Origin of the sequence: Lacisediminihabitans sp., assembly GCF_036569425.1 — a bacterium.
In the GTDB taxonomy this organism is placed as follows: domain Bacteria; phylum Actinomycetota; class Actinomycetes; order Actinomycetales; family Microbacteriaceae; genus Lacisediminihabitans.
In genome coordinates, this window is record NZ_DATCQQ010000049.1 from 1 (window position 1) to 4990 (window position 4990).

The 4990-nt window shown below is 68.8% G+C and carries 5 protein-coding genes and 1 tRNA gene; 1 reads left to right on the plus strand and 5 read right to left on the minus strand.

Annotated features, from left to right (window positions below; genetic code table 11):
* Positions 1-38: 38 nt before the first annotated feature.
* The 4 genes from VIM54_RS08615 to VIM54_RS08630 all read right to left on the minus strand — a co-directional run bounded on the left by VIM54_RS08615 (position 39) and on the right by VIM54_RS08630 (position 3135).
* Positions 39-848, minus strand: a complete 810-nt coding sequence (locus VIM54_RS08615) for a M23 family metallopeptidase (protein WP_331900528.1) — start codon at positions 846-848, stop codon at positions 39-41.
* Between the two features lie 165 nt (positions 849-1013).
* Positions 1014-1940, minus strand: a complete 927-nt coding sequence (locus VIM54_RS08620) for a M23 family metallopeptidase (RefSeq protein WP_331900530.1) — start codon at positions 1938-1940, stop codon at positions 1014-1016.
* Positions 1941-2161: 221 nt separating this feature from the next.
* On the minus strand, positions 2162-2974 hold the full coding sequence (locus VIM54_RS08625; protein ID WP_331900532.1) for an inositol monophosphatase family protein: 813 nt from the start codon (positions 2972-2974) through the stop codon (positions 2162-2164).
* 76 nt (positions 2975-3050) lie between these two features.
* Positions 3051-3135 (minus strand) — tRNA-Tyr (locus VIM54_RS08630).
* A gap of 142 nt (positions 3136-3277) precedes the next feature.
* Between VIM54_RS08630 and VIM54_RS08635 the strand changes: the two genes are divergently transcribed.
* Entirely contained in the window at positions 3278-4300 is a 1023-nt protein-coding gene (locus VIM54_RS08635; protein WP_331900534.1) for a LacI family DNA-binding transcriptional regulator, read from the plus strand.
* A 41-nt stretch (positions 4301-4341) separates the two neighbouring features.
* Here VIM54_RS08635 and VIM54_RS08640 read toward each other — a convergent pair.
* The coding region (locus VIM54_RS08640; protein WP_331900536.1) for a lytic murein transglycosylase at positions 4342-4990 on the minus strand (649 nt) is incomplete at its 5' end.

Here is a 4990-nt window from a genome sequence, read left to right on the forward strand (position 1 = left end):
CCTGGGGACTTCGTGCCCCAGGGCACGGGACGGCGGTGCTAGTTCGCGTTGGCCTTGAGCCACGCGAACGGGTCGACTGGCGTGCCGTCGAGATGGATCTCGAGGTGCAGATGGGCGCCGGTGGAGGCGCCGGTGCTCCCCACCTGTCCCACCTGCTCCGCCACCTTGACCGCCTGGCCGAGGGTGACCCGCACCGACCCGGCGAGCATGTGTGCGTAGACGCTCTGCACCTTCTGGCCCTTGATCACGTGGTCGATGATCACGTGGATGCCGAGACCGCCACGATCCTCCTGCACGAGGCTCACCACGCCATCCGCGATCGCCTGGATCGGGGCCCCGGCGCCCGGTGTGAAGTCGAGCCCCTCGTGGAAGGTGGAGCAGTACCCGCAGTTGGCCACGAGCCGGTCGCCGAAGCCGCTCGCGATCGGCACCGCCACGGCGAAGGGCCACTGGATGGTGCCGTTCGGGTCGTTCGTGTAGGAGAACGACTTGGTCACGGCCATGACCTTGACCTTCTGGGCGAGGGACACCACGCTGTACGCGTCGCGCGCGGGGGCCGTCACCACGACCTCGTTCTTCGCCTCGAACACCTGCGCGGGGGCCGACTTCGCGGTGAGGCTCACCTCGACCGGCCCGCGGTAGAACGCGTTGGCCGGCAGCGATGTCGCCACGAGGAGCGCCGCGGCGCCGAGCATGGCGCCGACGCTCAGGAGCCTGGGCAGAATCCGTCGCCTGGGCGCCCTGGCAGCGGTTGTCCTGGGCCGCGGCGCGACCGTGCGTTGTGGCTCCCGACCCGCCGATTCCCGCTCGCGCAGTTCCCGTCGGGACTGCGGTGGCGGCTCGGACACGTCGTGGACTCCTCAGGGCGGCTCGGCGGCGGGTGAGTCTGCGTCAGCCGTGATCGTCGAGATTCGACGATCGCCGCCAACACTTGGGAGCGCTCACATTTGCCTAGGCTATCCGACCGCGAGCCGGATGGCCAGTGCCCCGTTGGGGCGCCAGTGGCCTGACGGTCAGTTGGCGTTCGCCTTGAGCCACGCGAACGGGTCGACCGGGGTGCCGTCGAGGTGGATCTCGAGGTGCAGGTGAGCGCCGGTTGATTCACCGGTGCTTCCGACCTTGCCGATCACCTGGGTGACCTTCACGGCCTCGCCGACGGTAACCACCACCGAGCCGCTCTGCATGTGCGCATAAAGGCTCTGCACCTTCTGGCCATTGATCACGTGGTCGATGATCACGTGATTGCCGTACGCCCCGGAGGAGCTGACGAGGCTCACGACGCCGTCGGCGATGGCGCCGATCGGCACGCCGGAGCCCGGCGTGAAGTCGACGCCCTCATGGAAGCTCGAGCATCCGCCGCACGGCGCCGCTCGCGGTCCGAAACCGCTCGAGATCGGCACGGCCACCGGGAAAGGCCACTGGATGGTGCCGTTCGGGTCGTTCGTGTAGTCGAAGCTCCCATGGGTGTACGACACGCGGATCTTCTGTGCGAGCGAGACAACGGTGTAGGCGTCACGAGTCGGCGCCTGGACGAGCACCTTCTTGTCTACGGCGAGGGTCTGCGTGCGCACGGGCGCCTGGGAGACGGCGTCGAGGGCGTCGGCGGCGCTGCCCTGCAGCGCCATCGCGGGCAGCGAGGTGGCCACGAGCAGCGCTCCGGCGCCGAGCATCGCTCCGAAGCTCACGAGCCTCTTCAGCAGGCGCCCCTTCGGCCGGCGCGACTTGCGTGGTGCGGTGGATGCGGCGACCTGGCGCGCGACGCGGGACGGCTGGCGCTTCGGCTGGGCCTGCCGGGAGTCGTTCGTCGGCACGTTTTTGGTAGGTGCAGTCTTCGTAGGCACGGTCGCCGCCGCGCGCCCGGTCGGCCGGGCGGCCCGCTCGCGCAGCTCGCGGCGCGTGGGAAACGGCGAATCGCCGGAGCCAGGAGTGATGCCGCTCATCGGTCACCGCGTTCCAGCGCACGCCGAGAGAGGTCGCTCGGCAGTGAGACGGCGAGAATGGCGAGCAGTGACAACGGGGCTTTCCTCCATGGGCGGATCCGCGTTCAATCACACGCAACCAGCAAAAAGTATCTGTGCGGTCAATCGGACCGCTTTATAACGAATTCATAAAGGGTAAGTCATCCACCCCCATCCGGCAACCGTGAGCAATTCTCTGAGGGCTAGGCTCCGAGTCGGATGAGCGCATCCTCGAGTCGAGCCGCCAGCGTGGGTTCCCCCGCCAGCACGAATTCCCGGGACGCCGCCGCGCCGCGAAGACCACCGACTCGGGCGCCGGCTTCCCGGGCAATGAGGGCGCCCGCGGCGTGATCCCACGGGCTCAACTGGCGTTCGTAGTAGGCATTGAGCCGGCCGCAGGCGACCGCGCACAGGTCGAGCGATGCGGTGCCCATCCGGCGGATGTCGCGCACCTGGTCGATGAGGCCCACGAGCACCGCCGCCTGCTCGGCCCGGATCGCGGCGAGGTAGGCGAACCCCGTGCCTACGAGGGCCTGGGACAGCTCCACCGGCGGCGCGACGGTGATCGGGCGGTCGCCGAGGCGGGCGCCTCCTCCGTCGGTCGCGCTGAACAGTTCGCCGCTGGCGGGGTTGATGACCACGCCGGCCAGCGCCCGCCAGGTGGCCGGGTCCGGCTCGCCCTCGACGACGGCGATGCTCACCGCGTAGTGCGGAATGCCGTAGAGATAGTTCACGGTGCCATCGATCGGGTCGACGATCCAGGTGAGCCCGCTCGAGCCTGCCCCCGCCCCGCTCTCCTCACCGAAGAAGCCGTCGTCGGGTCGCGCGTCGGACAGCCGGGCTCGGATGAGCGCCTCCGTCTCGCGGTCCGCGAGCGTCACCACGTCTTCGAGCGATGACTTGCTCGCCGCCACCTGCACACCCTCAGATCGGCGTCGCCGGGCGAGCTCGCCAGCCTCGATCGCAATCTCCGTGGCCAGGGCGAGGAGTTCTCCGCTCGTCGATTCGACGGTCATGGTCGCCTTTCGGTGGTCGTGCCGAAACGGCAAACGGCCCGGTCTTCAGACGCGGGCCGTGTGCCTATGGTGCTGGTGGTGGCAAGTGCGAGATTCGAACTCACGAAGTCTTAGACGGCTGATTTACAGTCAGATCCCTTTGGCCACTTGGGTAACTTGCCATGTGCGACCGGCGAATCACCGGGATTCGATTCGATCGCGCCTCACAAGGATACAGGCTAGCGCGCCGCAGGAAAATCACTTGCTCGCGCGGCCAGCCACTAGAATTCTGGCTGTTGCGCGCGTACAAGCAGAGGAGCTTCGATGGCCGGCATCCAGGAGGTGGCCGAGCTCGCCGGAGTCTCGACCGCGACGGTGTCGCGCGCACTGAGCGGCAACGGCCACGTGTCCCTGTCCACCCGGGACCGGGTCGCCAAGGCCGCCGCGGCACTGGGCTACGTCGTGAGTTCGAACGCGTCGAGCCTCGCGACGGGACGCACCCGCAATGTCGGCGTCGTCATCCCGTTCCTCAGCAAGTGGTTCTACAGCTCGGTGATCGAGGGCGCAGAGAGCGCCCTCCTCGCCAACGGCTACGACCTCACCCTCTACAACCTCGGCGGAGGCGGCGACGAGCGCCGCAGCGTCTTCGAGCATTTCCTGCTGCGCAAGAGAGTGGATGCGGTGATCGCGATCTCGCTCGAACTCACCCCGGCCGAGCTCACCGGCCTGCTCAACATCAACAAGCCCATCGTGGGTGTCGGCGGACCGCTGGCCGGGGTGCGCACGCTGAGCATCGATGATGTCTCCGTCGCGCATCTCGCCACCGAGCACCTGCTGTCACTCGGGCACACCTCGATCGGCCACATCGGCGGCAATGAGCAGTCCGAGCGCGACTTCCACCTGCCAACCAACCGCCGCGTGGGCTACGAGGCCGCCCTGCAGGCCGCGGGGATCTCCCCGGACCCGGAACTCTTCCAGCCGGCCGACTTCACCATCCGTGGCGGCTACGCGGCCGGCAAGCAACTCTTCGGCAACCCGCGAAAGCGACCAAGCGCGGTCTTCGCCGCCTCGGACGAGATGGCGATCGGCACGATCCTCGCCGCGCGCGACCTCGGCCTGCGAGTGCCGGACGACGTCTCGGTGATCGGCATCGACGACCACGAGCTGAGCGACTTCTTCGGCCTCACGACGATCGCGCAGTTTCCGCAGCTGCAGGGCAGGAAGGCGGTGGAGATCCTCATGGAGCAGCTCCACCCGAGCCGGCGCACCCAGGGCACGCTCAACACGTCGCTGCCCTACGAGCTCATCGTGCGGTCGAGCACGTCCATGCGGTCCCGCACGGTCTGATTCGGTCGGTCTGATTCGGTCGGTCTGATTCGGTCGGCCGGCTATCCGGCGGGAGCGGCCCTGGTGGCGGCCGCGGCGTAGGACGCGGCGTAGCGTGCCACGTCTGCCACGTATTGGTCAGACCCGTTGTACGCCCGCACCCCGGCGCGCCAGCCTTCCTCCGAGCCCATCGCCTTGCTCGCCCGGCACAGGTAGTGGGCGGCCGCCATCGTCGCGTCGTCGATGTTCTGCGGGTCCTCGCGCCCGTCGCCGTTCGCATCGGTGTGCCAGTTGCGCCACGAGCCGGGGATCAGCTGCATCGGTCCTACCGCGCGATCGATCGTCGCATCCCCGTCGATCGCGCCCTTGTCGGTGTCCGGCACGTTCGCGAACGACCCCCCGTCGAGCGGAACGCCGTAGATGGGCGGGCTGACGAGTCCGCTCGCGTCGATCGTTCCCCCTAAGATCGTGCCGTGGTGCGACTCCACCTCGCCGATGCCGGCGAGGGTGTTCCAGCCGATGTCGCAGCCCGGGTTGGCCTCGCTCATTTGGATGGCGACCCCGGCATAGGCTTCGAGCGCCCTCGCCGGGATCCCGGATGCCGAGGAGACCTTCGTGATCCAGTCCGCCGCCGCCAGCCCGGCGACGCCGACCGTCGCCGGGGAGGCGGAGCGTGCGACGGGTGCCGCGGCCGCCCAGCGCGCCGGCGGG

Excerpts from the sequence above, each read along its gene's own strand:
- VIM54_RS08620 (WP_331900530.1), bottom strand. The coding sequence starts at position 1,940 with ATGAGCGGCATCACTCCTGGCTCCGGCGATTCGCCGTTTCCCACGCGC.
- VIM54_RS08625 (WP_331900532.1), bottom strand. The coding sequence starts at position 2,974 with ATGACCGTCGAATCGACGAGCGGAGAACTCCTCGCCCTGGCCACGGAG.
- VIM54_RS08635 (WP_331900534.1), top strand. The coding sequence starts at position 3,278 with ATGGCCGGCATCCAGGAGGTGGCCGAGCTCGCCGGAGTCTCGACCGCG.